A 25,389-nucleotide genomic window follows, 5' to 3' on the forward strand; every position below is an offset into this window, starting at 1 on the left:
TGAAGTGAGCACAGGACAAGCTGTGCTTTGCGCTATAAAAAAACTTTTTTAGATGATATCGCACGGAAACAGATACAGGCAGGAAAAAGATGCCCCTGTCCAAGCTGATTCCCTGTAGTAACTGGGAGTGAAAAAAATGTCGAAACCTGTTGTTGCAGTTGTTGGCCGCCCAAATGTTGGAAAGTCAACGCTGTTTAACAAGCTGGTAGGGAAACGGCTGTCTATTGTTGATGATACGCCGGGTGTTACGCGTGACCGTATTTATGGAAAATGTGAATGGTGCGGCCATTCGTTTACGGTGATCGATACCGGCGGTATTGAGCCAAATACCAGTGATATTCTGCTTTCACAGATGCGTGCGCAGGCACAGCTGGCGATTGATGCGGCAGATGTTATTTTAATGGTAACGGACCTGCATGCAGGTGTTACTGCAGCGGACCAAGAGGTAGCCTCTATGCTGCGCCGAAGCGGCCGTCCGGTCATTCTGTGTGTCAATAAATGTGACACAGTTGGCGAGCCACCTGTTGAATTTTATGAATTCTATAATCTGGGACTTGGTGACCCGATTGCTGTTTCATCCGTGCATGGTCATGGAACCGGTGACCTGTTGGACCATGTGGTTTCTTATCTTCCAAAGGAAGAAACGGAAGAAGAAGATACCGAAGCGATTCGTGTGGCCGTTATTGGCAAACCAAATGTCGGCAAATCATCGCTTATCAATCATATTTCCGGAGAAAATCGCTGCATCGTTTCCGATATTGCGGGCACAACGCGTGACGCGATTGATACGGAAGTCGATAATTCTTATGGGAAGTTTATTTTTATTGATACAGCAGGCCTGCGCCGGAAAAGTAAAGTGACTGACCAAATTGAACATTACAGTGTGCTGCGTGCACAAATGGCCATAGAGCGTGCGGATGTCTGCGTGATTATGATTGATGCACTGACAGGCTTTACCGAACAGGATTCAAAGGTAGCCGGACTTGCCCATGAGGCAGGGAAGGGCTGTGTAGTGGCAGTCAACAAATGGGATGCTGTTGAAAAAGAAACAGGTACTATGGAATCCATGCGTACAAAACTGCAGGGAGATTTTTCATTCATGAGCTATGTGCCTATTATCTTTTTGTCCGCAAAAACAGGGCAACATTTAAAGGACCTGTTCCAGACAATTTGCCAGTCAGCTGAATCGAACAAAAAGCGTATTGCAACGGGCATGCTGAATGACGTTTTGGCGCAAGCTACCGCTCGTGTACAGCCGCCGACTGACAAGGGCCATCGCTTGAAAATTTATTATATGACGCAGGCCAGTACCTGCCCACCCACTTTTGTCTGCTTTGTCAATTCGGCGGAATTGTTTCATTTTTCCTATCAGCGGTATTTGGAAAACCGCATTCGCGACACATTTGGCCTTACAGGAACTCCGGTCCGCTTTATCATTCGGGAACGTGACCGGCGCTCTTAAAATCTGGTTTTCTGGGGAGGAACCAATATGCAGTATCCTGTAAACTTTATTGTTGCAATTGCCTTATCCGCAATTATCAGCTACCTGCTGGGCAGTATTTCTTTTTCTATCATCTTTACAAAAATGTTTGAGAAAAAGGATATCCGCACCATGGGCAGCGGAAATGCCGGTATGACAAATGTTCTGCGGTCGGCGGGTATCAAACCGGGACTGCTGACGATTTTTTGTGATTTCGGCAAAGGCATTTTGTCCTGCTTTATAGGCATACAGATTTTTGTGGCACTGTTGGGCAGCGGAACGGAGCTTGCCCGCTACGGCGTTTATATTGCCGGTATTGCGTGTGTGCTGGGACATATGTTTCCCTTTTATTTTGGATTCCGTGGGGGAAAAGGTGTCCTGACTACCGCGGCGGTTTTGCTGATGATTTATCCGCCGCTGATTGCTGTCGATTTTTCACTGTTTTTGGTTATTGCAATTATCAGTAAATATGTTTCGCTCGGTTCGGTTATTGCAGCCAGTACATTTCCGCTGTGGGGCTGGATGTTCAACTATTTTCTGCTTTTCCGTACAGGGCAGGTTTCTCTTACGTATATGACGATTACCACGCTGCTTCTGTGCTTTCTTTCAGTCTGCATTGATATCCGTCACCGCGGAAATATCAGCCGGCTGATACATGGTACAGAAAAAAAGTTTTCTCTTCACCATGGCAGCCACTGAAAATAGGACTTTTAAAACCGAAACATAAAAAAGCACTGTATATGGCCTGCCCGCTGTGGGCAAAGCATATACGGTGCTTTTTACGTTCCTGAGAGTAAAAAACAATAAAAAAAAGAAGCCCGAAGGCTCCTTTATTTCTCACATAGCTCGTTTTACCTTGCCGGAACGCAGGCAGCGGGTGCAGGCGTAAATACGCTTCGGAGAACCGTTAACAATCGCTTTTACACGACGGATGTTTGGCTTCCAGGTACGGTTGGAACGACGATGAGAATGGGACACTCGAATACCGAAAGCAAGATCCTTGCCACAGATTTCGCACTTTGCCATGAGTCTGCACCTCCTTCTAAAAGGATTTTTGCATATTTGCATGTTGCGATAACAAAGTATATTATACAGGAACTCCCTTTAAAAAGCAAGACTTTTTTAGAATTTGTGCGTAGGCGGCACTTGCCTTGTATTTTATTGGCAGGCGTATTATAATAAAGCATATCTCATGTGCCGGCAGAATGGAACAAAGGAGAAAAGTTTAAATGCTATTTAATGTTATTCAATCCATGATTCAGGGACAGGGCTTCAATGCCATGAGCGCATTCGCTGATGTTGTGGCTTCCATCCTGATTATTATTTTCATTTTGCCGTTTCACGAATATGCGCACGGTTGGGCTGCCAAAAAACTGGGTGACCCTACGGCGGAAAATGCTGGTCGCCTTACTTTTAACCCATTGGCGAGTCTGGACCCTTTTGGTGCACTGTTTCTGATTCTTTTTGGCTTTGGTTGGGCAAAGCCTGTTCCAATCGACCCGCGCTATTTTAAGAACCCAAAAAAGGATATGGCATTGACAGCTGTTGCCGGCCCGTTGGCCAACTTGTTGGCGTCCCTGGCTTCCGGTATCCTTTTTAATGTCGTTCTGCTGGTAGGCGGCGGCAGTGTTACTTATGGCCTGTATCCGGAAAACAGCATTGTACAGTTTTTCCTGCTGTTTTTCGGTGCCTGCACCACCATCAACATTTCCCTTGCGGTCTTCAACTTGCTGCCAATTCCGCCGCTGGATGGTTCCCGTATATTGGGTATGTTTTTAAGTGACCGGGCCATGATGGCATATTATCGGTATGAAAAATATATTATGTTCGGTATTTTTGCGCTTCTTCTGATTGGTGCACTGGATGTCCCGCTGAATTTTCTGCAGCGTGTGTTCACTTTTGGCATTATGTCTTTGGCAAATCTGCCGTTTCGTCTGTTGGGTGTGTAATATTTGGAAACAATATGGAAAAGCTAACCTATAAACTGGACGCCTTTGAGGGTCCACTGGACCTGCTCTTATATCTAATACGCAAGAATAAACTCAATATTTGTGACATTCCAATCGCAGAAGTCCTGCAGCAGTATATGGACCATATCCACGCTGCACAGCAGAAAGATATGGATGTTTCCAGCGAGTTCCTGGACATGGCGGCCCGTCTTGTTTATATGAAGACAGTTTACCTTCTGCCAAAGCATGAAGAGGCTGAAACCATGCGTGCACAGCTTTCGGGACAGCTGCTGGAATATGAGGAATGCAAAAAAGTGGCGGCAGTTTTGGGCGGTACGCTTATGGTGGATACATCGTTTACAAGGGAACCGGAACCAGTTGCACCGGACTTCACTTACCGCCGGCCAATTAACCCGGAAAATCTGCAAAAAGCGTATTACGGTGCTGCCGGCCGGCGTATGCCGCCGCCAACGCAAAATTCTTTCTCAAAATTAGTGGCACATCGAGTCGTTTCTGTTGCCTCCCAAATGGTTGGGGTAATGCGCTGCTTGTGGAAAAAAGGACGGGCAGCCTATCAGGAACTGTTCCGCCGTAAACAGAATCGTTCAGAAATTGTGGCGACTTTCCTCGCTTTACTGGAACTAATTCATGATAAACGTGTGCGTGTAGAGGGCGAGGGGAACAACCCCACTGTGAAATTAACGAAGGTGGGTGAACACAAATGAAATGCAAAGACATGACTGGTGCGCTGCAGGCAATGCTGTTTGCTAACGGCGAGCCGCTTCCTCTGGAACGAATTGCGGAAGTGTTGGGGCTAACACCACAGAAAGCTTTACAGCTAGCGGAAGAAACCCGCATGGCTTTTAATACAGCAAACCGCGGAATACAGATTATTCGCGTGGAAGACAGCTACCAAATGTGCAGTGCACCGCCTTTCGCTGGGCAGGTTCGAGCCCTGCTTAATATTCGGCACAATGCGCCGCTTTCACAGGCAGCACTGGAGGCCTTGGCAATTATCGCGTATAACCAGCCGGTTACAAAAGCATTTGTTGAACAGATTCGGGGAGTTGATTCGTCTAGTACGGTGAACAGCCTTTGCCAGAAAGGATTGGCAGAAGAATGTGGCCGTTTGGAATTGCCCGGCCGTCCTCTGCTTTACAGAACAACTTCTAACTTTCTGCGGTGTATGGGAATTGCTTCATTAGATGAACTCCCTCCGCTTAAACAGGACGAAAAGAGCGAAACAGAAGCAACTCCTGATTCTGTTTCGCAGGTGTCGGAGGCGGTGCCATGACGTTCTTAAAAGTATTTTTGATAATGAACGCTGTTTTTTTCCTGCTTTCCATGGCATCGGTGCGTCTGCGTTTTTCTTATTATGATACACTGCATATGAAAATCTCTTATCTTTTTTTCTCTTATATGCTTTTACCGCAAAAGGAGAAGAAAAAGGCAAAAAAGAAGCAGCCTTCTCCGAAAAAGGAGGAGAAGCCAAAGCAGAAAAAAGAGAATATTTTCCACAAAGCTTATCGGGAGCGGGGTCTGTCTGGCTTACTGCATTTGCTGAAAGGACTGGCGGATATGGCCAGCGGCGCATTGAAAACGCTGTTTCGGCATATTCGGGCAAAACAGCTTTCTCTGCATATATCCGTTGCAGAAAGAGATGCTGCAACGACAGCGGTTAAGTATGGCTATGTTTGTGCGGCAGTTTATCCTGCTTTTTCGGTTTTAACGCAGGCCATGCGATGCCGTGCGTTTGAAGTGGCGGTTGTTCCCAGTTTTCACGGTATCCAAACAAAAATACAAGGTACAGCTGATGTCAAAATTCGTGTAGTCTTTTTAATAACTGCACTTATACGTGCATTGATGGCATACATGAAACTTATGAAATCGGCTAAAATAAACAGTGACACACAAAATCAAAATAGAAAAGGCGGTGCAGAAAATGAGCGACAGCAACCATCCAATTGAAGGCATGATGGACACAACGCTCCAAAATATCCGGCAGATGGTGGATATTAACACAATCATCGGCGACCCCATTACGGCGCCGGACGGGACGATTATTATTCCCATTTCTAAAATCAGCTATGGTTTTGCTTCTGGCGGTTCTGATTTTGCCTGTAAAGCAAACCCCGACAAAGATTTCTTTGGTGGCGGTGCTGGTGCCGGTGTTTCCATTAGTCCGGTCGCGTTTCTCACAATTTCCAACGGCAATGTTAAGATGCTGCAGATTGACCCGTATAATTCTTCTACGGACCGCATTGTTGGTATGGTTCCGGATATTGTTGATAAAGTAAATGAAATGATTAACGGAAAAAAGAAGAAAAAAGACGAACAAGCGGCGGCAAAGCAGGAAAATACCGAAACACAGCCGCAGAAATAATCTTTTTACAACCGCCTGCATATAGGTATTTTGGGCAGGTGGTTGTTTTGTTTTATTAAGGGGGGAGAAGGTATTCGTTACATAAAAAAAGACGGGAAAAAATGGGCAGCATTTTTTCTTGCACTCTGTATTTTTTGTGGGACCGCTGTTGTCTGCTCAGCCAAAACAGCGGACGCTGTTCCAGTGGTTTCAGCGCAGTCGGCCATTTTGGTCAATGCGGATGATGGCAGTGTGCTGTGGGCCAAAAATGCCGCACAGAAACGTCCCATGGCCAGTACGACAAAGATTATGACGGCACTGCTGACACTGGAAACAGCTGCCTGCAAGGACCGTGTGGTTGACATTACAGCCGATATGGTACGGGTGGAGGGCTCCTCCATGGGGTTGCGCGCAGGTGACCGTCTTTCTCTCAGTGGACTGGCGGCCGGTATGCTCAGCACTTCCGGCAACGACGCCGCCACAGCAGCGGCCTATGCGTTGGCTGGCAGCCCAGCAGCATTTGTACAAAAAATGAATCAGCGTGCACAAGAGCTGAAAATGACCAATACGCATTTCGCTACCCCTTCTGGGTTGGATGACAGCCAGCATTATTCCACTGCAGAGGATATGGCAAAACTTGCTTGTGCAGCGATGAAGAATGCATCATTTGCGGCGATTACAGCGCAGAAAACCATACAGGTGCATTTTGTGCAGCCTGACTGTACACAGACGTTTACCAATCACAACAAGCTATTGTCTATGTATAATGGCTGCATAGGAGTGAAAACAGGCTTTACGAAGAAAGCAGGCCGCTGCTTTGTCAGCTGTGCACAGCGCAATGGCGTTCGATTGGTGGCTGTTACACTTTCCGCACCGGATGACTGGAAAGACCATCAGATTATGCTTGATTATGGATTTTCGCAGCTGAGATCGGTCCCAATTGATGACAGTGCCTACTCTGTTTCATTGCCGCTGGTAGGCGGAAGTAAGGAAGCAGTGCAGGTCCATGGCATGGCGGGCAGCACAGTCGTTATCCCCAAAGATGCCAATTTGAACCGCAGCGTACAGCTCCCTCATTTCTTGTATGCACCATTGGATAAAGAGGAACCGGTTGGCACTGTTCAGTACTGCTATGGGGGCAAAGTAGTAGCCCAAACCGTATTGACAGCCCAGAAAGAATCTGCCGCACCACCACAGGAAAGCAGCGTTTGGCAAAAAATCTGCTCTTTCTTTAGTTCCTTGGCAGAGTCCCTATTTGCTTCCTAAAAACTGATGAATTGAATTTTATAGATAAAACGAGGATGAAAAATGGCAGAAAAAATCAGACTGCAGAAAATACTGGCGGACGCAGGCGTTGCTTCCCGCAGAAAAGCGGAGGAAATGATCGCCGCCGGTGATGTACGGGTAAATGACCAGCCGGTGCAGGTGGGCGACAAAGCGGACCCAAAACACGACAAAATTACGGTTAAGGGCCGGCTTCTAAAGACGCACACACCGAATGTTTATTTGCTGCTTCACAAGCCGCGCGGCTTTATTACAACCATGTCGGACGAAAAGGGAAGAAAATGCGTTGCTGATTTGGTCAAAGATATTCCGGAACGTGTTTATCCGGTCGGCCGGCTGGATCGGGAAAGCGAAGGATTGCTCCTGATGACCAACGACGGTGCTTTTGCAAATGCTATGACGCATCCCTCCCGTCATGTGCCGAAAACGTACCGTGTTACGGTTCATCCCAGCATTACTGAGGAACAGCTGACACAGATGGCCGTTGGAATCGTTATTGACGGCCGCCGTACGGCGCCGGCACAGGTGCGCGTCCTAAAGCAGGAGCAGGGGCGCGTCGTACTGGAAATCATCCTGCATGAAGGGCGCAACCGGCAAATCCGCAAGATGTGCGAAGCATTGGGGCTGGAGGTAGCGCGTCTAAAGCGCACGGCGATTGGTCCGCTGCGTTTGGGAATGCTTCAGCCGGGTGATTATCGGGAATTAACAGCACAGGAAATAAATCAGCTGAATGCGGCGGCAAAGGCGGACAGGCAGTCCGACAGTACTTCTGCGCCGCGTCCCCATAACAGCAGGCGCTGAACCAGATGTATCCTTTCAAAAAGCGGCATATGCAAAAACCATCCAACAGGTACATTTGTTTTTCTGTTTATGCGATAAAATGACCTCCCAGACGGCCTTTTATTGACAAGCGGGGGACTTATCTGATACAATAATAAAGTATGTGAACAGAAGTGAATAAAGAAAACGAGATGGTTTTTTGATAAAGAGCATGACCGGCTATGGAAGATATGAAGCTATTATCAATGGTCGGCATATTCAAGCAGAAGTAAAGTCAGTCAATCACCGCTATTTTGAATTTTCCGCACGCATTAGCCGTGGATATGGCTTTTTGGAGGATAGAATTCGTACTTATCTGCAAAGCCGCATTTCCCGCGGCAAAGTGGATGCTATGGTGCTGATAGAGCCGGTAGAGGACGCAAATGTACAGATTTCCGTCAATCACGGCGTTGCTGCAGGGTATATTGCCGCGATGAAAGACCTTTGCAGCACCTATGGCCTAAAAAATGACCTTTCGGTCTCGGACCTCGCACATTTTGATGGCATTTTTACAGTCTTTCATGAGCCGGAAAATGAAGAGGAAGTTTGGACAGATGTTCAGAAAACGCTGGACCATGCGATGGATTCTTTTGCACAAATGCGTTTAGCAGAGGGCCAAAAGATGAAAGAGGATGTTGCTTCACGTGCACACGACATTCTGAAAATAGTGGAGAAAGTTGAACAGCGTTCGCCGGAGACAGTGGAAGCATATCGCAGACGACTGCAGGCGCGTTTGCAGGAAGTGCTGCAGGACCAGACGGTTGACGAGCAGCGCATCGTGACGGAAGCGGCTATTTTTGCTGACAAAGTCGCGGTGGATGAAGAAACCGTTCGGCTGCGCAGTCACCTTTCTCAGTTTTGTGCTATGCTGGAATCTGACGGTCCAGTAGGCCGCAAGCTGGATTTTCTGGTGCAGGAAATGAACCGGGAAGCCAATACCATCGGTTCCAAGTGCACTGATACACAAATCGCCTATCTGGTGGTGGACATCAAGGCGGAAATTGAAAAAATCCGGGAACAGATTCAGAATATTGAATAAATATTTTCTATCCTGAAAAACAGGGGGAATAAAGACTTTATGAGGTTGATCAATATCGGTTTTGGAAACATGGTTTCCGCAAACCGTCTGGTCGCTATTGTCAGTCCGGAGTCTGCGCCTATCAAGCGCATTATTCAGGACGCAAAAGAACGGGGTACGCTGATTGATGCGACTTACGGCCGCCGCACGCGTGCAGTGATTATTATGGACAGCGAGCATGTCATTTTGTCTGCAGTTCAGCCGGAAACAGTTGCAAACCGGCTGAACTGCAAAGAGAACGATATGGATGAAGAGGAGCTGGGTGAAAACAATGAGTAAAGGACTGCTGATCGTTTTTTCCGGTCCTTCCGGAACAGGAAAGGGTACGGTTTTAAGCGCCTACTTTGCAAAGCACCCGGAAGCCCAATTCTCAGTTTCTGCTACTACGCGCAAGCCCCGTCCGGGTGAGCAGGACGGCCGTGAGTATTATTTTGTATCCAGAGAAAAATTTATGCAGATGAAGCAGAATAATGAGTTGTTGGAAAGTGCGGAGTACTGTGGTAACTGTTACGGAACACCGCGTGCACCGATTGAAAAAGCCCTGAAAGACGGCAAAGACGTTTTTCTGGACATAGAGGTGCAGGGCGGTGCACAGATTCGCCGTCTGCTGCCGGAAAGCGTCGGTGTCTTTATTCTGCCGCCATCCATTCAAGTACTGGGAGAGCGTCTGAGGGGCCGTGAAACGGAAGCAGAAGAAGTTGTGGAAAACCGTTTGACAGCAGCCAGACGGGAAATTCCAAAGGCTGCAGAGTACGATTATGCGGTGGTAAATGATACCGTAGAAAAAGCGGCGGAGAACCTTGCAGCAATCGTCACTGCAGAAAAACACAAAACAAGCCGGAATCAGGCGCTGATAGAAAGGGTGCTGAATCATGATTAAACCGATTGCAGATCTTTTGACAGAACCGGGCCAGAGCCGTTATGCACTATGCGTGGGCGTTTCCAAGCGTGCTCGTGAAATTGCAGAAGAAGCGGAAAAAAACCACATCGTTTTGGATGAGCAGCCGGTCGAAATAGCTGTTCAGGAACTGACAGAGCATAAATATCATATTGTGGAATCCAACCGCAATGAGGATGAAGAAGCGGACGAGGCAAAGGTGCAGCAGCTGGAAGAACAGCGCAATGCTGAAATCGCCGCGGCTGAAGAAAATGCAAAGGTGAGCTCCGAAGCGTGGAACGAGGAAAACGCAGAACAGCCTGAAGAATAGAAGTAAGAGGGAGATAAGGCAAATGCAGGTTGTCAAAGTCGCTGTGGAAAAAACAGTGTATCATTTTGATAAAGACTTTGACTATGCAGTGCCGGACTCTCTTACCGGCCAGGCAGTGCCAGGGTGCCGCGTCTTGGTCCCTTTTGGCGCAGGCAGCCGCCTGCGCCAGGGCATGATTCTGTCCTCCGCCGAGGAATTGGACAGCGGCAAAAAGCTGAAATATATAAGAGCGGTGCTGGATGAAGCACCGCTTCTTTCGCATGAAATGCTTTTTTTGGTACCGTGGCTGAAACAGCGCTGCTTTTGTACACTGTTTGAAGCGGTACGATTGCTGCTGCCTGTAGGACTTACCTACCAGCTGCGCCGTTTTTATACACTGGCACCAGACGTTCGTCCGGCAGAGGTGCAGCGCCTTTTGCCGGACGAACAGATTGTAGTCGCACAGCTTGCAAATCATGCGGCAGTTGAACGAAAAAAGCTGCTGAAATGTGCGGGCTTGCCGCCGGATTCCAATGTGCCCGACCGTTTGTGTGAAGCGGGCATTTTGTCCTGTACACGCAATCCGGTTCGCCGCATGGGAGACGCTTTCAAGAAGATGGTACGGCTGTGTGCCGAGCTGCCGCAACAGTTTCGCCTTACACCGCGGCAGAAGGAAGTTTTTAAGGTCTTGCAGGACGTCGGGTGCGCGTCTGTCAAAGAAATTTGTTATTTTACAGGTGTTACACCGGTCGTTATTGAGAACATGGAAGCTCACGGCGTTTGTGAAACATACGAGCAGGAGCAATATCGCATTCCATATTCGAAAAATGGAATTGCAGCAGGTGAACAAACGCCGATTCATCTTTCCCCCGCACAGGAAACAGCCTTTACACACCTATATCAGCTTTCCTGCAAAGGAGATGCGTCAGCCGCGCTTTTGTACGGTGTGACAGGCAGTGGGAAAACCAGCGTGTATCTCTGCCTGATAGACAAAGCCTTAGAGGCGGGCCGTACGGCACTGCTAATGGTGCCGGAAATTTCCCTGACACCGCAGATGGTTCGCATTTTTCGGCAGCGTTATGGAAAGAAAATGGCTGTTTTTCACAGTGGCCTTTCTGTCGGTGAACGTATGGACGAGTGGAAACGTGTGCGCAGGGGGGAAGCCACGGTGGTTGTTGGCACGCGCTCTGCGGTTTTTGCGCCATTAGACCATATTGGACTTATTGTTGTGGACGAAGAACAGGAATCTGCTTATCAGTCGGAAAGTTCCCCACGTTATCATGCAAAAGAAGTGGCGTGGTTTCGGTGCCGGTACCATCATGCACTTTTGTTGCTGACTTCTGCAACGCCCAGTGTAGAAACTTATTATGCGGCGAAAACGGGAAAAATAGATTTAGAGATTCTTCCGGAACGCTATGGTCCGGCACAGATGCCGGAAGTACATGTCTGTGATATGAATGCAGAACTGCAGAACGGCAATGTTTCTATTTTAAGCCGCCCGCTTTTGGAAGCTGTGCAGGAGACACTGTGCGATGGACAGCAGGCCATTTTGCTGCTGAATCGCCGCGGGTATCATACCTTTGTGGTCTGTCCGGACTGCGGTCATGTAATGACGTGCCCCAACTGCAGCATTTCCTTGACTTACCATGCGGCCAACCATCGTCTGATGTGCCACTACTGTGGTTATTCTGTCCCTATGACGATGGAATGTCCGGCCTGTCACGGAACGCATTTGCAGTATCGCGGCTCCGGCACACAAAAAGCGGAAGAAGAACTGAAAAAGCTTCTGCCGCAAGCGCGTGTTCTGCGTATGGATGCGGATGCAGCCATGTCTCGTTATGCATATGAGGACAAGCTGCATGCCTTTGCAAACGGCAAGTACAACCTTATGATTGGAACCCAAATGGTCGCAAAAGGCCTTGATTTTGAAAACGTGACGGTGGTCGGTGTACTGAATGCGGATGGCTCCCTGTACAATGACGATTTTCGCAGTTCTGAGCGGACATTTGATTTACTGACGCAGGTTGTTGGACGAGCTGGCCGGGGCCGTCTGCACGGCAGAGCGTATCTGCAGACCTATACACCGGAAAATCCAGTATTTGCGCTGGCAGCCAAACAGGATTACCCCGCTTTTTATGAACAGGAGCTGCCGCTGCGCAAATGGATGCTGTATCCACCGTTTGCCGATTTGTGTGTGGTCGGTTTTGTCGGAAGTGAGGAAGCGCGCGTCCGCGGCGGCAGCAGTATTTTTCTGCAGATGCTGCGAAAGCTGGCGGCCAGTGAATATGGGAAGCTGCCGCTTCGGGTGTTGCGTCCTTCTCCGGCACGTATTGTCCGTATGGATGGGCGGTACCGCTATAAGCTTCTGATAAAGTGCCGGAACAGCCTTTTGTTCCGGAAAATGATCGCATGTTTGTTGGTTGCCTTTTCCAAACGGAAAGATACCAAAGGGGTTACCGCTTTTGCGGACATCAATCCGGACAGCATTCTGTAGATGTGCGGTTTTATTCATAAAAAAGAAATGAATTCCGTTTATAATCTTATTGATATTGATAAAGTCCTGCTGAAATTAAAAACATAAGGAGGAATTGCAATGGCAATTCGTAATATTCGTACAGGAAATGACCCTTGTTTAAAGACTGTCTGCCGTCCGGTGGAAAAATTCGATGATCACCTAGGCCAGATTTTGGATGATATGTATGAAACCATGAAACGTGCAAACGGCGTTGGCCTGGCTGCACCACAGGTAGGCATTCTGCGCCGCATTGTGGTCATTGATGTCGGTGACGGACGTGTAGAACTGATTAACCCGGAATTCCTGTTGCAGGAAGGGGAACAGCAGTGTGTAGAAGGCTGCCTGTCTTTCCCAAACCGCTGGGGCGTTACACATCGTCCGAATCATGTCAAAGTACGTGCACAGCGCCGTGATGGCACTTTCTTTGAATTGGACGGCACAGAAATGCTTGCACTTGCCTGTTGTCACGAGATTGACCACCTGAACGGCATTGTGTTCCTTTCACATGTTGAACATTTCCTGACAGATGAAGAACTGAAAAAATGAAATGAATGTCCCAGTAATGTATATTTTATCGAAACGGAAATAAACTCCTATCAGGATTGGTGAACAAAATGCGTTTGGTTTTTATGGGGACACCGGATTTTGCGGTGCCCTGTCTGCAGGCACTGCTGGATGCTGGACATACAGTGTGCGGCGTATATACACAGCCGGATAAGCCGAAAGGTCGCAAATATACCCTGACACCGCCGCCGGTGAAGGTTCTGGCGCAAAAATCCGGTATTCCGGTTTTTCAGCCGAAAACACTGCGTACACCGGAAGCGGCAGCGCAGCTGCGGCAGCTGGCACCAGAGGCAGTGCTTGTGGTTGCTTACGGAAAACTTCTGCCTAAAGAAATATTAGAGATTCCGCCAAAGGGATGTATCAATGTGCATGCATCGTTGCTGCCGGCTTACCGTGGGGCAGCGCCCATTCAGTGGTCTGTGCTGAATGGAGATAAGGAAACCGGTGTGACAACCATGTATATGGCAGAGGGGCTGGACACCGGCGATATTCTTTTGCAGGAAAAAACGCCAATCGGGGCGGAAGAAACCGCGGGGCAGCTGCATGACCGTCTATCAGCGCTGGGGGCGCATCTTTTAGTGCGCACACTGGCAGAACTAGATGCTATTCAGCCTCGCCCGCAGGGAAAAGCAACTACAGCTTATGCTTCCATGCTGGACAAATCCATGAGTCCGATTGACTGGAGCCACACAGCCAGCCAGATTCACAGCTGGATTTGCGGGTTGAATCCGTGGCCAACAGCCTCTACCACTTATGGCGGCCGACAGCTGAAAATTCTTGCTGCTCGTGTTGTGAAACCAAAACAGGCGGGCCAGCAGCCCGGCACCGTGGACAGCGATTTGACCGTCTGCTGTGGAGAGGGGACGGCGCTGCAGGTAACAGAGGTACAGCTGGCAGGCAAAAAGCGTATGTCTGCTGTTGATTTTCTGCGGGGACATCCTGTGCCGGAGGGTGCTGTGCTGCCTTGCTGAAAGGAGAAATGCCGATGGGTTTTTACTACTATAATTACACTTATTTTTTATGGATGCTGCCAGCAATTTTGCTGACTGCTTTTGCACAGATGAAAGTACAGTCTACCTTTCGTCGGTACAGCAGGGTGCACTGCCTGCGTGGCTGTACTGGTGCACAGGCAGCTGAAACGGTTGCTTATTACGGAGGTGTCAGGGGACTGCAGATTCGCCGCATCGGCGGCAGCCTTACGGATAACTTTGACCCGCGCAACAATACTATCAGCCTTTCGCAGGACGTATATGACAGTGCTTCCATTAGTGCAGTCGGTGTAGCTGCCCATGAGGCAGGTCACAGCATACAGACAGCACAGGGATATCTGCCGAACCGCATTCGTACAGCGATTGTACCGGCAACACAGTTTGCATCCCGTCTTTCTTTTCCGCTTATTTTTATTGGGCTGATTTTACCGGTCCAGTACAGTTTTGTCGTCAACTTGGGCATCCTTCTGTTCAGTATAGCAGTGCTTTTTCAGTTGGTGACACTGCCGGTGGAGTTTAACGCGAGTGCTCGCGCACTGCGTTCCCTTGACGAAACAAATCTTTTAACATCAGATGAATTAAATGGGGCCAGAAAGGTACTTTCTGCAGCCGCTATGACCTATGTTGCGGCATCTTTTACAGCACTGCTGCAGCTTGTCAGGCTGCTGATGATTGCCAGTGGCCGGAGGAGCGATGATAATTGAATGCACGGGAAGTTGCACTGAAAGCACTTTTGCGCGTAGATGAAAATGAGGGGTATTCCAACTTAGTGCTGGACAAAGCGCTGCGTTCTTCGGAGCTTGCGCCGCGTGACAAAGCACTGACGTCCGCTTTGTTCTATGGGACGTTGGAACGCCGCATCACATTGGATGCTGCCCTACGGCCGTATCTGCGAAACCCGAAAGATAAACTGAATATAGCGGTCAAAGATATTCTGCGCATGGCGGCCTATCAAATTTATTATATGGACCGTATTCCAGACAGTGCAGCAGTCAATGAAGCGGTTTTCCTGACAAAGGAAGCCGGTAAAGAAAAAGCGGCCGGGTTTGTCAATGGATTGCTGCGAAACCTGCTGCGTCAAAAAGAAAAAACACCATTTCCGCCGCAGCAGGGCAGCCGCCTGCAGCAAATGTCCGTCCGTTATTCTTGTCCGGAATGGCTGATAGAGCGATGGGAGAAGACATATGGCACAGCTACTGTAGAAGCCATGCTGCAGGACAGCTTTTCCCGCCCGCCTCTATACGCGCGGGTGAACACCTTGAAAACCAGCAGTGATGCGCTGATAGATGCCCTGCAGGAAGAAGGTATTACTGCAAAGAAAATTTCGTGGCTGCCAGATGCACTGGAATTGACACACACAGGTTCTATTGCACAGAATGGATGTTTTCAAAAGGGGCTTTTCCATATACAGGACTTGGCGAGTCAGCTGTGCTGCCACCTTCTGGGGGCACAGCCGGGGGAACATATTTATGATGTATGTGCAGCTCCCGGAGGCAAAACATTTACCATTGCGCAGCTGATGCGGGATACCGGCGAGATTCACGCGTTTGACCAATACCGCGGAAAAGTCGGGCTGATACGTAAAGGGGCCGACCGGCTGGGAATTTGCTGTGTGACAGCTGCCATGCGGGACGCCGTGGGGGATTGCACTCCTTTGCCGCCAGCGGACCGGGTATTGTGTGATGTACCATGTTCCGGCTATGGAATTTTGCGCAGGAAGCCCGAAATCCGTTATAAATCAAGGGAAACTATTGACAGCCTGCCAGATTTGCAGTACCGTATTCTGTGTAAGTCCGCAGCGCTTGTGCGTCAGGGAGGTACTTTACTGTATTCCACCTGTACCTTAAATCCTATGGAAAACGGCGGGAACGCTGGCCGCTTTCTGCGGGAGCATCTTGACTTTAGGGGTGTGTCACTGTGTCTGTCAAAAGGCGTTTTGCGTACAATTTCAGAACCGGACAATCAGCTGACACTGTTTCCGCAGACCAATCATACAGATGGATTCTTTATCAGCGTATTCAGGAAGGAAGCATAAGTTGGAGCCAGAAGATATTCGTTCAAAAAATCAGCAGGAACTGTCACGGGTTTTATCAGATTTAGGGCAGCCTTCCTACCGTGCAAAGCAGGTGTTTTCCTGGCTGCAGAAAAATGGGATTCAAAAATTTTCGGAAATGACCAATGTCAGCAAAGCACTGCGGGAAGCACTGGCACAGCGGTATTACATAGCGAATGCCGAAATTGCACAGCGGCTGGTTTCTAAAATCGACGGCACCCGCAAGTACCTTTTTCAGCTGAATGATGGTGAATTGGTGGAAGCGGTTCTCATGGACTATCATCATGGGCGCACTATTTGTATTTCCACACAGGTTGGATGCCGGATGAACTGCACCTTCTGTGCAACTGGCAAAAGTGGTTTTTCCCGCAATATGACAGCGGGAGAAATGGTCGCCGAGGTGCAGGCTGCTCAGCGTGACGGCGGTGTCCGCATTTCTAATATTGTCTTAATGGGAATGGGAGAACCTTTGGACAATTATGAGAATGTTCTGCGCTTTTTGGAATTAATAACAAATATAGATGGCATGAACATAGGTATGCGCCATATTTCACTTTCCACTTGCGGCTTAGTTGACCGCATTTATGACCTCGCGGAGCATCGCTACCAATTGACACTGTCGGTTTCCCTGCATGCACCAAATGACCAGATTCGCAGCCAAACCATGCCAATTAGCCGCAAATATTCGATAGAAGAACTTTTAAAGGCATGTCGCTACTATGAAAAGGTAACAGGCAGGCGGGTTTCTTATGAGTATGCAATGATTTCAGGTATCAACGACAGTGAAGCCTGTGCAAAAGAGCTGGCGGAAAGGCTGGAAGGAACACTTTGCCATGTCAATCTTATTCCTGTGAACAGTGTAGCAGGAACGGGTTACCGCAAAAGCCCTCTGGAAAAACAGCAGCATTTTATCTCTATTTTGGAACATCACGGCATCACCGCCACCGTGCGGCGAACCTTGGGTTCAGATATCAACGCCTCCTGCGGACAGCTTCGACGCAGAAGACAAGAAGAGGTGTCCCATGTTTAAAGTATGTCATAAAACAGATATTGGTTTGGTCCGTCAGTCAAATCAGGATGCCTGCAAAAGCGGCCTGACTACCAGCGGAATTGCGTGGGCTGTGGTCTGTGACGGAATGGGAGGCGTCAATGGCGGCAATATTGCAAGCAGTGTTGCAGTAGAGGCCATGATGCGCCAATACCATGCTTTTTTTCGGGAAAATCAGTCCCATAATGACGATGCAATACGAGAGTTGATGGTTTCGGCTATTTATAAAGCCAACACAGCTGTTTATGACCGTTCCCGTGAAGATGAAGAGCTGAAGGGAATGGGTACTACCGTTGTTTCGGCGATTGTATGTGATGGCGTTGCACGTATTGCGCACGCTGGTGACAGCCGTGCCTATTTGGTAACACCGGATGAAGCTAAGCAGATTACTACGGACCATTCTATGGTTCAGGAGCTTGTAGACAGCGGTGATTTGACAGAGCAACAGGCAAAAGTACACCCGCAAAAGAATATTATTACGCGTGCGCTGGGGATAGAGCCCTCTGTACTGGTCGACTACAACGAGGTCCCCTTTGAGGGGAGAAGTCTGCTTATTCTGTGTACAGACGGGTTGTCCAATTACCTAGAAAAAGAGGACCTCTATACTTTTTCTCAGCAGTATACGGGACAGCAGCTTGCTGAAAAGTTGGTCAGCGCAGCAAAAGAAAGCGGCGGCAGTGATAATATTACTGTTGCTGTTATCGAAAACTGACGCGCAGGAGGTGCTTTCGGTAAATGGACAAATATACTGGGAAACGCCTTGATGGACGGTATGAAATCCATGAACTGGTCGGTATGGGCGGTATGGCACTGGTATACCGTGCATACGACACGCTGGATGAGCGTACAGTTGCCATCAAAATTTTAAAGGACGAGTACCTACACAACGCAGAATTCATTCGGCGTTTTAAAAATGAGAGCAAAGCGATTGCGCTGCTTTCGCACCCCAATATTGTAAAAGTATATGACGTCAGTTTTGGTGACCAGATTCAGTATATTGTTGAAGAATATATTGATGGAACTACGCTAAAACAGTACCTGGACCAGCAGCCCAATGTGGACTGGCATAAGGCACTGCACTTCACTATGGAAATTTTGCAGGCTCTACAGCATGCACATGAGCGCGGAATTGTCCACCGCGACATTAAACCGCAGAATATTATGGTCCTGCCAAATGGACATATCAAAGTCACTGACTTTGGAATAGCACGCTTTGCCCGCAGTGAAACGCGTACTATGACGGATAAAGCAATTGGGTCCGTTCACTATATTGCACCGGAACAGGCCCGCGGTGACCTTACAGACGAAAAAGCGGATATCTATTCTGTAGGTGTCATGCTGTATGAGATGACGACCGGACAGCTTCCGTTTGAGGCGGAAAATGCGGTTTCTGTCGCTATTATGCAGTTGCAGACGGACCCGCGCCCGCCGCGGGAAATCAATCCGGACATTCCGATGGGCCTGCAGGAAATCACTTTGAAAGCAATGCAGAAAGACCCAATGCAGCGCTATCAGTCTGCCGCACAGATGCTGCGGGACATCAGTACTTTTGAACAGGACCCGGGAGTACGGTTCCACTATCAGTATTATTCCAATAATGATAAACCAACGCATTATTTGGATACAGATACGACTGAAATCAATCCACAACATGGATATAACGACGATTTTGTTTATACAGAGGATGGGAATGCCGACAATCATCCGGATGAAACACAAACTCGTACAAAAACGCGCAGTAAGGCTCCCATTATTGCAACCGGAATTATCGCAGCGTTTTTGATTGTAGCGGCTATTCTGGTTCTTTCTGGTGCAATGCATTCACAGGCGAAAATTGCCCTGGATAATTTTGTTGGGAAAACGCTTTCTACCGTACAGGCGAACAATCCAAACAATTTTCAGTTCGATATTAAATATGTAACAGACAACAGCAAGGATGCCGGCACTATTACAGCCCAAGACCCCCAAAATGGTACAATGGTAACACCTGGTTCCAAAGTTTCGCTTTCTGTTGTGAAAAGTGTCGATTCCGCTGTCGTCCCGGATGTATCTAACCAGACAAGAGCAGCGGCTGAACAGACTCTGAAAGAAAGCGGTCTGCTGGCCTCTTTCCAGAATCACTCCAGTGATACGGTCGATATTGGGAATGCAATTTCTACCAGTCCTGCGGCAGGGTCCAGCGTTGAAAAAGGGAAAACCATTACGGTTTATATCAGCACGGGCCCCGGCTCCATGACGATTCCTGATGTTGTGGGAAAGACCTTAAGTGAGGCCAAAAAGACATTAGAAAGTGCTGGCTTCCATGTGTCGGCGGTTGCTCATGATAATACAAACAGAGAAGCTTATTATGTTACTTCTACTTCTCCGGGTGCAGGGAATACTGCGAAAAAGGGCGATACGATAACAGTTAACTATAGTTCTGGAAAGAATGAAAAAGAGGTAAAGGTCGTTGTTCAGCTGCCGACCAATGTTTCCCATAGTGTTGATTTATCCTATTATCTGGACGGCATTCAACAGGGAAGCGAAACGGTTAATCCGGCTTCTAATAATACTTGGACGGGCCGCTTTACAGACAGCAGTGGGATAAAGGAACTGCTGGTAGAGTTGGATGGGCAAAAATATATTAAGTATCGGCTGAACTTTGATATGGGTAATTGGGAGGTTACATGGCGTGGAGACTACCAGGATCAGCAGGTTTCTTCTTCAGCGGTGAGCAGCAGTGATGTTTCACAAAGCAGTCAGTCTTCCTCCTCTTCTTCTTCCAATCAGTCTTCCTCCTCTACCTCTTCATCGTTTTCCAGTGGAGAGAATTCTTCCTCTTCATCGGCGGTGAAAAAATAATATGGAAATGTGTGAAGGTGTCATTTTAAAGAGTCTCAGCGGATTTTATCAGGTGGAAACGCCTGCAGGCATAGAAACAGAGTGCCGCGCATGTGGGCGCTTCCGCAAAACCGGCGAGAAGCCAGTGGTGGGAGACCATGTCCGGTTTCGTCCGGAAAGCGGAAGCGGCTATATTGAAGAGCTGCTGCCACGGCGAAATTTTTTGGTACGCCCACCGGTTGCAAATATCGACCAATTACTGATAGTGGTGTCAGTATGTGACCCAACACCCAGTACGCTGATTATCGACAAGCTGATTGCGGCGGCGGAACAACAGCAGATTGAACCTGCTGTTGCCGTTTCTAAAACTGATTTGGAAAGCGGCGACTGGCTCTGCGATATTTATCGGCAGGCTGGTTTCCGGTGCTTTTCCATTTCTTCCGCGACTAATAGTGGAGTAGAGGCAATCCGCCCCTTTCTGAAAGGCAAAATAACAGTGCTGACGGGCAATACCGGTGCAGGCAAATCTTCTTTGCTCAATGCACTGTATCCGGAGCTGTCTTTAGCAACCGGCGAAATTAGTCACAAGCTGGGGCGCGGGAGGCATACGACGCGTCAAGTAGAACTGCTTCATCTTCCGGAAGGTGGACTGGTGGCAGATACGCCGGGTTTTTCCTCAATCTGTACCGAACGGTACCACGCTTTTCAGAAAGATGAGCTGCAGTACTGTTTTCGGGAATTTGCACCCCACCTTGGGCATTGTCAGTTTCAGGGATGTTCGCATATCTGTGAAAAAGGCTGCGCTGTTCTTAGCGCGGTGCGGAACGGAGAAATACCCCGTTCGCGCCATGACAGCTATGCCGCAATCTATCAGGAATTAAAGGATAGAAAGGAATGGAATCAAAAATGAATCAATGTATCGTCATTGGCTCTGCTCCAGTAAAAAACTTGTCAATTTTTCGGGAATATCATGTAGAGGATTCCTTTGTTATTTGTGCAGACGGCGGTTTGGATACTGCGCTTGCAGCCAAGATTAAGCCGAATCTGCTGATTGGCGATTTTGACTCTATAAAGGCGCAGCCACCGGCGGGCGTGGAAACCGTTCGTCTGATGCGTGAGAAGGACGATACCGATACTCTTTCTGCAGTTAAAGAGGGCCTGCATCGTGGGTATAAGGATTTTATCTTGTTTGGCGCACTGGGCGGTCGGTTTGACCATTCGTATGCCAATGCTGCGGTCCTGCAGTACATCAGCAACTTGGGTGGCCATGGAGTCATGGTGTCGGACAATGAAAAGCTTTTCTTCATGCCGGGTGGACGGCTGCACTTGCGGGGGATGAAGGGAAGCACAGCTTCTGTCTATCCTTTCGGTGCACCGAATGCTACAGTTTCCTATACTGGTATGAAGTACCCGTTGACAGAAAGCGTTATGACTTCCGACAACCCCATTGGTACCAGCAACATTATTGAAAGTGACGATGCAACTATTACCGTCCTTGGCGGCAATGTCATTATTTATGTACTTAGCGGCGAAAAAAATTAAACGAAAGATGCACAGATAATTCCGTCAGCGTATATACTGGGTTATCAACCAGTAAAGGCGGTGAGCCGATGCGTGGACATTTTCAGCAGTGCATGAAAGGGAAAGGAGTTCCCTGCGCGGTTGCGTTTGGCGTAGGACTGATGCTTTCCACCTTCTGCCCGATAGGGCTGATTCTCTTTATTGTGGCGGTTCTGCTGGTCTGCCTAGGTATCTCGCTTACCCGGCGCTGTGGTTAATGGGGGGATTTTCTGTGAAAATCGTAGTGGTACACAGTTCAAAGGTACTCAGCTTTTTCCTGAGGAAATGGTTCCATATTCAGAAGGAAAAACCAGATTCCCAACGCTGAGTGGGCGCGTATACGGATATTTGAATCTGCACAGTATTTAAAAAGGTCTGACATCTGTTTTCTAAACAGATGTCAGACCTTTTTGCAGTTTCCTGTCTTTCCTCTGCTGCTGGCAGGCATATTACAGGCACTTTTGGAATATGATGTGCCAGAAAAGGAAAAGGAGAGATTATCAATATGCTTAACCGTGAGGTGCTTTCTGCAAGCGAAGTCATTTATGACGGCTGTCAGGAACAGCCTATCGATCTGGACATCAGTCTGCCGGATTACTGCCCGGATATACAGCGTATTCTGAAGTGTCAGGTGTGCCCAAGCATTACTTCCCGCAGCGTGTCCGGCGATCGGCTGGAGGTAGAGGGCACCTGTGCAGTACGGGTGTATTATCTGGATGCAGGAGGAAAAGCGGTCCGATGCTACGAAACGGAAAGTCCGTATTTAACGGCCATTACCCTCAAGCAGCCGTCCGAACGGCCGCGCATTCTGACATCTACCCGGGTGGAATACATCAACTGTCGTCCAACAAGCCCGCGCCGTTTGGATATTCATGGGGCTTTTTCTGTCTGTGCACGTGTCTGTGGAAGCAGTGATATGGAAATTGTCACTTCTGCGGATGATAAAGATATGGAACAACAGACCAAAGAACTAAGCTGCAGTATGTTTTCCAGCTTTTCACAGCAGCCCTTTACTGTTGAAGATACACTGGAGCTGACACCAGGGAAAACCCCGGCAGAAACCATTCTGCGTACGGATACCTGTGCCGTTTTAAAGTCGGCCGAGCCTATGGAGGGGCAGGTAATGGCGGCAGGTGAAGTGCATTTGCATATTTTATATGCCTCTGGGAACGAAAATGCGGAACCGGAGTTTATGGAATATGTCATGCCGTTTACACAGCTGCTGGACTGCGACGGCATTTCTGCACAGACGACGTGCCGCATACAGCTGACTGTCTCCGGTGTTGAAATACAGGTACAGGAAGATTATAGTGGGGAATCCTCTGCTTTTGATACACATGTGCATCTTTTGGCATCTGTGACCTGCTTTACACCGAAGACTGTCACGGCGTTGGTTGACGCGTATTCCCGCACTTATGAGCTGAATATTACCCGCAAACAAAAAACACTGGAAAGTTTGAACAGCATTGTTAGCGACACTTGTTCCCATCGGTTTACTGTACAGTGTGACGATGGACTGACCAAAGTTTTGGATTTGTGGAGTGAACCGTGTACGGTGACAGCGGCGGTGGAAAATGGCGAGCTGAAGTTTGTGGGAAAACTCCCCATTTGTGTGTTGGCACTGAATAAGGACAATACACCCTTTTATTTTGAGCGTTCTACGGAATTTACCTGTACCAAGCCAATCGAAACACAAACCGATACCCGCTGTGCTGCGGAGGGCAGTGTACTTAGCCTGAACTATCATCTTGCAGGCGGTGAAATGGACTTAAAAGCCGAGATACTGCTGACAGCAGAGGTATATGGCCTGCAGACTTTTAAGTTTATCACAGAAATAGAAGAGGACACGGCGCATACGAAACAGCAGGATACAGCAGCTTTGTGCATTTACTTCGCAGACGCCGGTGAAAAGCTTTGGGACATCGCGCGCCATTACTGCACCAGTGTGCAGGCAATTCAGGAAGAGAACGGCCTGGCCGGTGAGACTGTGGAAAATCAGGGAATGCTGCTGATTCCTATGTAAAGCAAAACCGCACAGCAGCCATGGCAGCATCACAATACAGGAGGGCAGGAAATGGAAGAACATACGATTTACAGGGACATTGCTGAACGGACAAACGGAGATATTTATATTGGTGTCGTTGGGCCGGTGCGTACTGGGAAATCCACCTTCATCAAAAAATTTATGGATACCATCGTCATTCCAAACATTGATGAGGAAGCCCGTAAGGACAGGGCGGTGGATGAATTGCCGCAGTCCGCGGCCGGCCGGACAATTATGACGACGGAACCGAAATTTATTCCGGAACAGGCGGTACAGGTACACATTGGCGACAATGCCGTTTTCTCTGTCCGGCTGATTGATTGTGTAGGATATATTGTTCCCAGTGCTTTGGGATATGTGGAAGGGGAAAATCCGCGCATGGTCATGACGCCGTGGTTTGATGACCCGGTGCCGTTTAATATGGCTGCGGAAATTGGTACAAAGAAAGTCATTACGGAACACTCGACTATAGGGTTGGTTGTGACCACGGACGGCAGCATCAGCGATATTCCACGGGAAGAATATGAGGATGCTGAGGAACGCGTCATTACAGAGCTCAGAGAGATACATAAGCCTTTTATTGTCCTGCTGAACTCCACTGACCCCGGTTCAGCTGAAACGCAGCAGCTGGCACAGCAGCTGGAGGCAAAGTATGCAGTGCCGGTTCTCGCGGTGAACTGTCTGGAGTTGGAAGAGAAAGAAATTCGGCAGATTCTTTCTAAAGTACTGTTTGAGTTCCCAATACAGGAAATTCGTGTCGATATGCCTCATTGGGTTTCCACACTGGAGAAAGACCACTGGCTGCGTTCTGCCGTGTACACTTCCATTCGGGACAACGCCGCTGTGGTAAGCTGTATTCGAGAAATGACCAACATGACACAAAAAGTGTCTGAGTGCGAATACGTTGATAAAGCGGAGGTTTCTAATGTTGATCTCGGCACAGGCAAGGTCCGGATAGCAGTCACTCTGGCGCAGTCCCTGTTTTATAAAGTGTTGGGCGAAAAAACAGGGCTTTCGCTGGAAACCGAGGAAGACCTTCTGGATAGCATGATGCGTTTCGCTGATATGCAGAAAGAGTATGATAAAATTAAAGATGCCTATCATGATGTGCAGGAAACCGGATACGGTATTGTCATGCCGTCGACAGATGAGCTGACACTGGAGGAGCCGCGCATTGTTCGGCAGGGCGGCAAATACGGCATTCGGCTGAAGGCAACTGCACCGTCTATTCACATGATGAAAACGCAGATTACAACGGAAATTACACCCATTGTGGGTTCACAGGCGCAAAGTGAAGAGCTTGTTTCTTATATCCTAAAAGAATTTGAAGAAAATCCATCGAAGATTTGGGAGTCTAATATCTTTGGCAAGAGCTTGCATGAGTTGGTTAACGAGGGTATGCACAACAAGCTGTACCGTATGCCGCAGGACGCCCGTGAAAAGGTAAGGGAGACAATAGAGCGCATTATCAATGATGGCTGCAACGGCCTGATTTGCATTATTCTTTAATAAAATGTTCAAAAACACTCGGGCAAACAGGGCTTTCGGCTGTTTGCTCGATTTTTTCTTGCTTTTGCCTGCAAAGATAGATATAATAAAATTATGTCATGCGGCAAAAGCTAATCAGGCAAAGATAG

General features: G+C 48.4%; 27 protein-coding genes. 26 read left to right on the plus strand and 1 reads right to left on the minus strand.

Annotation, left to right across the window (positions count from 1 at the left end):
* Positions 1 to 136: 136 nt before the first annotated feature.
* The gene (gene der, locus ACIHKT_RS04025) at positions 137 to 1,462 is read left to right on the plus strand and encodes a ribosome biogenesis GTPase Der (protein ID WP_086035654.1); all 1,326 of its coding nucleotides are present in this window, start codon (positions 137 to 139) and stop codon (positions 1,460 to 1,462) included.
* A gap of 27 nt (positions 1,463 to 1,489) precedes the next feature.
* Positions 1,490 to 2,179 carry a glycerol-3-phosphate 1-O-acyltransferase PlsY gene (gene plsY / locus ACIHKT_RS04030; RefSeq protein ID WP_174193220.1) on the plus strand — a complete coding sequence of 230 codons (690 nt, stop codon included), beginning with the start codon at positions 1,490 to 1,492 and terminating at the stop codon, positions 2,177 to 2,179.
* 138 nt (positions 2,180 to 2,317) lie between these two features.
* Here the strand turns inward: plsY and rpmB are convergent, their stop codons facing one another.
* Positions 2,318 to 2,506, minus strand: coding sequence for a 50S ribosomal protein L28 (gene rpmB, locus ACIHKT_RS04035; RefSeq protein ID WP_086035656.1), 189 nt, complete (start codon positions 2,504 to 2,506; stop codon positions 2,318 to 2,320).
* Positions 2,507 to 2,709: 203 nt separating this feature from the next.
* Between rpmB and ACIHKT_RS04040 the strand changes: the two genes are divergently transcribed.
* The 24 genes from ACIHKT_RS04040 to spoIVA all read left to right on the plus strand — a co-directional run bounded on the left by ACIHKT_RS04040 (position 2,710) and on the right by spoIVA (position 25,261).
* Positions 2,710 to 3,429 carry a site-2 protease family protein gene (locus ACIHKT_RS04040; RefSeq protein WP_086035657.1) on the plus strand — a complete coding sequence of 240 codons (720 nt, stop codon included), beginning with the start codon at positions 2,710 to 2,712 and terminating at the stop codon, positions 3,427 to 3,429.
* A 14-nt stretch (positions 3,430 to 3,443) separates the two neighbouring features.
* Complete coding sequence (locus ACIHKT_RS04045) at positions 3,444 to 4,154, plus strand: segregation and condensation protein A (RefSeq protein ID WP_404352811.1); 711 nt, start codon at positions 3,444 to 3,446, stop codon at positions 4,152 to 4,154.
* Complete coding sequence (gene scpB, locus ACIHKT_RS04050; protein ID WP_404352813.1) at positions 4,151 to 4,723, plus strand: SMC-Scp complex subunit ScpB; 573 nt, start codon at positions 4,151 to 4,153, stop codon at positions 4,721 to 4,723. The genes ACIHKT_RS04045 and scpB overlap by 4 nt, the downstream gene beginning before the upstream one ends.
* Positions 4,720 to 5,397 carry a DUF2953 domain-containing protein gene (locus ACIHKT_RS04055; RefSeq protein WP_404352815.1) on the plus strand — a complete coding sequence of 226 codons (678 nt, stop codon included), beginning with the start codon at positions 4,720 to 4,722 and terminating at the stop codon, positions 5,395 to 5,397. Before scpB ends, ACIHKT_RS04055 begins: the two co-directional genes overlap by 4 nt.
* Positions 5,372 to 5,812, plus strand: coding sequence for a GerW family sporulation protein (gene ytfJ, locus ACIHKT_RS04060; protein WP_086035661.1), 441 nt, complete (start codon positions 5,372 to 5,374; stop codon positions 5,810 to 5,812). Before ACIHKT_RS04055 ends, ytfJ begins: the two co-directional genes overlap by 26 nt.
* Before the next feature lie 183 nt (positions 5,813 to 5,995).
* Positions 5,996 to 7,057, plus strand: coding sequence for a D-alanyl-D-alanine carboxypeptidase family protein (locus ACIHKT_RS04065; RefSeq protein ID WP_157658925.1), 1,062 nt, complete (start codon positions 5,996 to 5,998; stop codon positions 7,055 to 7,057).
* A 42-nt stretch (positions 7,058 to 7,099) separates the two neighbouring features.
* Positions 7,100 to 7,876, plus strand: a complete 777-nt coding sequence (locus ACIHKT_RS04070) for a pseudouridine synthase (protein WP_086035663.1) — start codon at positions 7,100 to 7,102, stop codon at positions 7,874 to 7,876.
* Positions 7,877 to 8,054: 178 nt separating this feature from the next.
* On the plus strand, positions 8,055 to 8,933 hold the full coding sequence (locus ACIHKT_RS04075; RefSeq protein ID WP_086035664.1) for a YicC/YloC family endoribonuclease: 879 nt from the start codon (positions 8,055 to 8,057) through the stop codon (positions 8,931 to 8,933).
* 39 nt (positions 8,934 to 8,972) lie between these two features.
* Positions 8,973 to 9,251: an extracellular matrix/biofilm regulator RemA gene (remA, locus tag ACIHKT_RS04080; protein ID WP_086035665.1), complete on the plus strand. Its 279-nt coding sequence runs from the start codon at positions 8,973 to 8,975 to the stop codon at positions 9,249 to 9,251.
* Complete coding sequence (gmk, locus tag ACIHKT_RS04085; protein ID WP_086035666.1) at positions 9,244 to 9,852, plus strand: guanylate kinase; 609 nt, start codon at positions 9,244 to 9,246, stop codon at positions 9,850 to 9,852. The genes remA and gmk overlap by 8 nt, the downstream gene beginning before the upstream one ends.
* Positions 9,845 to 10,180: a DNA-directed RNA polymerase subunit omega gene (locus tag ACIHKT_RS04090; protein ID WP_086035667.1), complete on the plus strand. Its 336-nt coding sequence runs from the start codon at positions 9,845 to 9,847 to the stop codon at positions 10,178 to 10,180. Before gmk ends, ACIHKT_RS04090 begins: the two co-directional genes overlap by 8 nt.
* A gap of 22 nt (positions 10,181 to 10,202) precedes the next feature.
* A complete protein-coding gene (priA, locus tag ACIHKT_RS04095) occupies positions 10,203 to 12,653 on the plus strand; it encodes a primosomal protein N' (protein ID WP_236858894.1) in 2,451 nt (816 codons plus the stop codon).
* A gap of 99 nt (positions 12,654 to 12,752) precedes the next feature.
* Positions 12,753 to 13,220 carry a peptide deformylase gene (gene def / locus ACIHKT_RS04100; protein WP_086035669.1) on the plus strand — a complete coding sequence of 156 codons (468 nt, stop codon included), beginning with the start codon at positions 12,753 to 12,755 and terminating at the stop codon, positions 13,218 to 13,220.
* A 68-nt stretch (positions 13,221 to 13,288) separates the two neighbouring features.
* Positions 13,289 to 14,209 carry a methionyl-tRNA formyltransferase gene (gene fmt / locus ACIHKT_RS04105; protein WP_086035670.1) on the plus strand — a complete coding sequence of 307 codons (921 nt, stop codon included), beginning with the start codon at positions 13,289 to 13,291 and terminating at the stop codon, positions 14,207 to 14,209.
* Complete coding sequence (locus tag ACIHKT_RS04110) at positions 14,203 to 14,931, plus strand: zinc metallopeptidase (RefSeq protein WP_338031338.1); 729 nt, start codon at positions 14,203 to 14,205, stop codon at positions 14,929 to 14,931. Before fmt ends, ACIHKT_RS04110 begins: the two co-directional genes overlap by 7 nt.
* Positions 14,928 to 16,262, plus strand: a complete 1,335-nt coding sequence (rsmB, locus tag ACIHKT_RS04115; protein ID WP_086035672.1) for a 16S rRNA (cytosine(967)-C(5))-methyltransferase RsmB — start codon at positions 14,928 to 14,930, stop codon at positions 16,260 to 16,262. The genes ACIHKT_RS04110 and rsmB overlap by 4 nt, the downstream gene beginning before the upstream one ends.
* The gene (gene rlmN, locus ACIHKT_RS04120; RefSeq protein WP_404352821.1) at positions 16,225 to 17,310 is read left to right on the plus strand and encodes a 23S rRNA (adenine(2503)-C(2))-methyltransferase RlmN; all 1,086 of its coding nucleotides are present in this window, start codon (positions 16,225 to 16,227) and stop codon (positions 17,308 to 17,310) included. Before rsmB ends, rlmN begins: the two co-directional genes overlap by 38 nt.
* The gene (locus ACIHKT_RS04125; RefSeq protein ID WP_086035674.1) at positions 17,303 to 18,040 is read left to right on the plus strand and encodes a Stp1/IreP family PP2C-type Ser/Thr phosphatase; all 738 of its coding nucleotides are present in this window, start codon (positions 17,303 to 17,305) and stop codon (positions 18,038 to 18,040) included. The genes rlmN and ACIHKT_RS04125 overlap by 8 nt, the downstream gene beginning before the upstream one ends.
* Before the next feature lie 23 nt (positions 18,041 to 18,063).
* Positions 18,064 to 20,169: a Stk1 family PASTA domain-containing Ser/Thr kinase gene (gene pknB / locus ACIHKT_RS04130; RefSeq protein ID WP_404352823.1), complete on the plus strand. Its 2,106-nt coding sequence runs from the start codon at positions 18,064 to 18,066 to the stop codon at positions 20,167 to 20,169.
* Position 20,170: 1 nt separating this feature from the next.
* Entirely contained in the window at positions 20,171 to 21,058 is an 888-nt protein-coding gene (gene rsgA, locus ACIHKT_RS04135) for a ribosome small subunit-dependent GTPase A (protein WP_086035676.1), read from the plus strand.
* Entirely contained in the window at positions 21,043 to 21,690 is a 648-nt protein-coding gene (locus tag ACIHKT_RS04140; RefSeq protein ID WP_086035677.1) for a thiamine diphosphokinase, read from the plus strand. The genes rsgA and ACIHKT_RS04140 overlap by 16 nt, the downstream gene beginning before the upstream one ends.
* Before the next feature lie 68 nt (positions 21,691 to 21,758).
* A complete protein-coding gene (locus ACIHKT_RS04145) occupies positions 21,759 to 21,926 on the plus strand; it encodes a hypothetical protein (protein ID WP_174193211.1) in 168 nt (55 codons plus the stop codon).
* Between the two features lie 287 nt (positions 21,927 to 22,213).
* Positions 22,214 to 23,731 carry an SPOCS domain-containing protein gene (locus ACIHKT_RS04150; protein WP_174193210.1) on the plus strand — a complete coding sequence of 506 codons (1,518 nt, stop codon included), beginning with the start codon at positions 22,214 to 22,216 and terminating at the stop codon, positions 23,729 to 23,731.
* A 51-nt stretch (positions 23,732 to 23,782) separates the two neighbouring features.
* Positions 23,783 to 25,261, plus strand: coding sequence for a stage IV sporulation protein A (spoIVA, locus tag ACIHKT_RS04155; RefSeq protein ID WP_086035679.1), 1,479 nt, complete (start codon positions 23,783 to 23,785; stop codon positions 25,259 to 25,261).
* Positions 25,262 to 25,389: the final 128 nt, after the last annotated feature.

It is taken from the genome of Caproicibacterium sp. XB2 (genome assembly GCF_044880635.1).
In the GTDB taxonomy this organism is placed as follows: Bacteria; Bacillota; Clostridia; order Oscillospirales; family Acutalibacteraceae; genus Caproicibacterium; species Caproicibacterium lactatifermentans.